Genomic DNA, 3,611 nt, shown 5'->3' with positions numbered 1-3,611 from the left:
CCGAGCTGGTCGCCGAGCTGACCGCCGAGCCGCCGGGCGGGCCGCTGGTGGTGGGCGACGAGCGGATCAGGGCGTTCCTGGAGTCCGTCTCGCGCCGCCTGGTCGCCCCGGCGCCGGCCCGCCGCCACCCCGAGCTGACCGCGCTCGGCTACTTCCTGCGCCGCTCGGCCGTCACCCGCACGCTGGAGGCGCTGCGGCCGGACGACCCCGCGCGGCTGCGGGTCCCGCGCGGGCTGGTCTTCCACATCCCGCCCGCCAACGTGGACACGCTGTTCGTCTACTCCTGGGCGCTGTCCGCGCTGACCGGCAACCGCAACGTGGTACGGCTGTCGCCCCGGGCGGGCGGCCCGGCGCTGGCCATGATCGAGGTGCTGCTCGACGCGCTCGCCGACGCCCATCCGGCGGTGGCCCACTCCCAGCGGGTGATCGGCTACGACCGTTCGGCGGAGGTGACCGGGCTGCTGTCGGCGGCCTGTGACCTGCGGGTGATCTGGGGCGGCGATGCCTCGGTACGCGAGATCCGGCGGCACCCACTGGCCCCGCACGCCCGCGACGTGACCTTCCCGGACCGCTCGTCGTTCGCGGTGATCCGCACCGCCTGGTGGCAGGACGCGCCGCCGGGCGCGCGCGAGCGGGCCGCCGAGGGCTTCGCCAACGACGCCTACTGGTTCGGGCAGGCCGCCTGCGCCTCACCGCGCACGATCTTCTGGATCGGCCCCGGCGACCACGCCGGTCCCGCTCGCGACCTGGGCGAACGCCTGGCGACGCTGGCCCGCGACCGCTGGCCGGTGGACCCGGCGATGGCGGTGCGCAAACGCGTCGCCGCCTACGGCCTGGCCGCCGACGGCGTGGCCGCCAGGCTGTCCTTCCACGGCAACGAGGTGACCGCCGTGGAGTTGCGCGATCCCGCCGCGCTCCCCCGCCACTGGCTGGGCGCCGGGGTGTTCGCGCACGCCAGGCTCGACTCCCTGGACGGGCTGCTGCCGGTGGTGCGCCGGGCCGACCAGACGATGACCCACCTCGGCTTCGACGCGGCCGAGTTGCGCGAGCTGGCCGGGAAGCTGACCGGGCGGGGCGTGGACCGCATGGTGCCGGTGGGTTCGGCGCTGCGCTTCGACGGCGTATGGGACGGCATGGACCTCCCGGCCGAGTTCACCCGGCTGGTGACGGTCACCCCGTGAGCGCGGCGGGCCGGTCCCGGAAGACCCAGCGGTCGAGTACGGCGAAGCGCACGATGGTCATCGCCACGTAGGCGAGCAACAGCGCGGCCACCTCCAGGGCCCGCCCGTGCCCCGGTAGGGCGTGCACGGCCGTCACCACCACCGTGGTGGTGAACAGGTAGTTGACCACGAACAGCAGTCCGGCGCGGGAGTGCACGCGGGCCCGCGCGCCGCCGCGCCTGCCGAACGTCCAGCGCCGGTTGGCCTCGGTGTTGGCCGCCGCGGTCACGGCGAGCGCGGCCAGGTTGGCCCACTCCGGCGACCAGACCGTGCGCAGCGCCGCGTACAGCGAGGTGTGCGCGATCGTGGACACCACGCCGATCAGCGCGAACGACACCAGCTTGGCCAGCAGCGGGTTGGTCGCCGGGGCGACCACCGCGTCGGGGTGGACGGGCGCGAGTTCGCGGCGCGGCGGCAGGTCCACCCTGCCGTGGCCGGCCGACATGCGCCGGGCGACGCGGACCATGCCGCGGATGTCCTGCCAGGCCGTGCCGACCACGTTGACCCGCGAGTCCACGTCCTCGAACCAGTCCACCGGCGTCTCGTGGACGCGCAGCCCGTTGTGCTCGGCGAGCAGCAGGAGTTCGGTGTCGAAGAACCAGGCGTCGTCCTGGACGCGCTGGAGCAGCGGGCGCACCACGTCGGCGCGTACCGCCTTGAAGCCGCACTGCGCGTCGCGGAACCCCGCGCCGAAGCTGAGCCGCAGCGCCAGGTTGTAGCAGCGTGAGATCAGTTCCCGCCGGGCGGTGCGGCGCACCCGCGAGGACCTGGCCAGCCGGGAGCCGATGCCGATCTCGGAGTGCCCGCTGACCAGCGGGGCCACCATCGGCAGCAGGGCGTCCAGGTGGGTGGACAGATCGACGTCCATGTAGGCGACGATCTCGGCGGGACTGCGGCTCCAGGCGTGCCGCAGGGCCGCGCCGCGCCCCCGCACCTCGATCCTGGTCGCATGGACGTCGGGCAGCCGGGCGGCGAGGTCGCGGGCGATGTCCCAGGTGGCGTCGGTGCTGCCGTTGTCGGCGATGGTGATCCGCCAGGTCAGCGGGAACGAGTCGCGCAGGAAGGCGTGCAGCGTCTCGACGCAGCCGGGCAGCGCGCGTTCCTCGTTCAGCACCGGGACCACGATGTCCACCGTGGGCGGTTTGACCGGTTCGTCGGTACTGTGCACGCCCGGTAGGCGTGTGGCGACGGCGTCCTCGACGGCGTTCTCCCCCACCGGGCACCTCCGGGTGTCGTCCCTGACGGTTTCCCGGTCAGTCTCGGCGGCGGTCACGGGCGGGCCGCCCGGCGCCGCGCCGGGGGCGGTGTACTGATGACGCGGCCTTTACACGACCGGGGAGAAGATGTCGGGGTTCGCCGCCCAAGGGGTGATCTGGTAGACCGCGCAGTCGCCCGCGCGGAAGCGCAGCGCGGTGTACCGGCCGACGTCGTCGCTGAGCAGGGGGTCACGTTCGTCCACCAACAACCAGCGCACGCCGTGGCCGGTGAGCAGGCGGCGCACCGCCTCCCTGGACGGCTGCCGGAACACCGCGTCGTTGGCCGCGAGCCTGGCCTGGTCCCAGAAGATGAACGTGGTGTAGCGGTCGGCCAGGTAGTCGACCACCCGGCCGAGGTTGGTCGGGGTGTAGCCCCAGCCTTCGACGAGCATCCGGCGCTCGCTGTAGGCCGAGGCCCAGAAGTGCCGGTTGTCGCAGTGGCGCACCCGCACGCCCCGGCAGTGGACGTTGGTGGCGACGACCTCGTGCGGGCCGGTGTTGGCCCGCAGCCAGCGGGCCGCCTCCATTCCGCCGCGCGGCACCTCGGGCACCTCGGGAATCGCGTGCGGCCCGCCGGAGTAGGCGTGCAACTGCCCGGTGACCTGCGGTCCGGCGCACAGTCCGGCGAGCACCAGCAGCACCGCCGCCACGCCGCCGGTGGAGCACAGCACGGCCAGCGCGGTCAGCGCGGCGGCCCCGGCCAGGATCGCGACCGGCACGAGGGCGCTGTCCAGGGTCAGCGCGGTGCCGGCGGCGCTCCTGGTCTCCACGGCGAGGGCCGCGCCGCCGGCCGGGCAGACGGCGAACAGCGCCGGCCGTACCCGGGCGGGGACGCGCGCGAGCGCCGCGCGCAGCCCGGCCGCCGCGAGCACCGCCAGGTACGGCCAGCCGCCGCGCAGGAAGTAGAGCTGGCTCACGCCCGGGTGCCCGAACAGCAGGGCCGCGCCCGCCGAGGCCAGGCCGATCCCCAGGCAGACGAGCGCCATCGGGTTCTTCCAGTGCCCGCGGCGCAGCAGCAGGACCCCGGCGGCGGCGAAGGCGATGGCCCAGCCCGCGCCGAGCGCGACGCTGACCGCCATGGTGAGCCGGGCGGGGTCGTCGCCGGGGTCCTGCTGCTGCGCCGCGGGCACTGGAA

Annotated in this window: 3 protein-coding genes; 1 reads left to right on the top strand and 2 read right to left on the bottom strand. The window is 74.8% G+C overall.

The genetic code is table 11. The features are described 5' to 3' along the window. On the top strand, positions 1–1,181 hold a 1,181-nt coding region (locus C1I98_RS36635), incomplete at its 5' end, for an acyl-CoA reductase (RefSeq protein ID WP_111171863.1). Here C1I98_RS36635 and C1I98_RS36630 read toward each other — a convergent pair. Together C1I98_RS36630 and C1I98_RS42195 are read right to left on the bottom strand one after the other, a co-directional pair. Beyond that, positions 1,171–2,436 carry a glycosyltransferase gene (locus tag C1I98_RS36630; RefSeq protein WP_233508494.1) on the bottom strand — a complete coding sequence of 422 codons (1,266 nt, stop codon included), beginning with the start codon at positions 2,434–2,436 and terminating at the stop codon, positions 1,171–1,173. The two genes, C1I98_RS36635 and C1I98_RS36630, sit on opposite strands and share 11 nt — an antisense overlap. Positions 2,437–2,544: 108 nt before the next feature. Continuing rightward, on the bottom strand, positions 2,545–3,611 hold a 1,067-nt coding region (locus C1I98_RS42195; protein WP_199537491.1), incomplete at its 5' end, for a hypothetical protein.

It is taken from the genome of Spongiactinospora gelatinilytica (assembly GCF_003236385.1).
Taxonomy (GTDB): domain Bacteria; phylum Actinomycetota; class Actinomycetes; order Streptosporangiales; family Streptosporangiaceae; genus Spongiactinospora; species Spongiactinospora gelatinilytica.
Note: the sequence above shows the minus strand (reverse complement) of the source record. Positions and strands in the feature narration are given on the sequence as shown.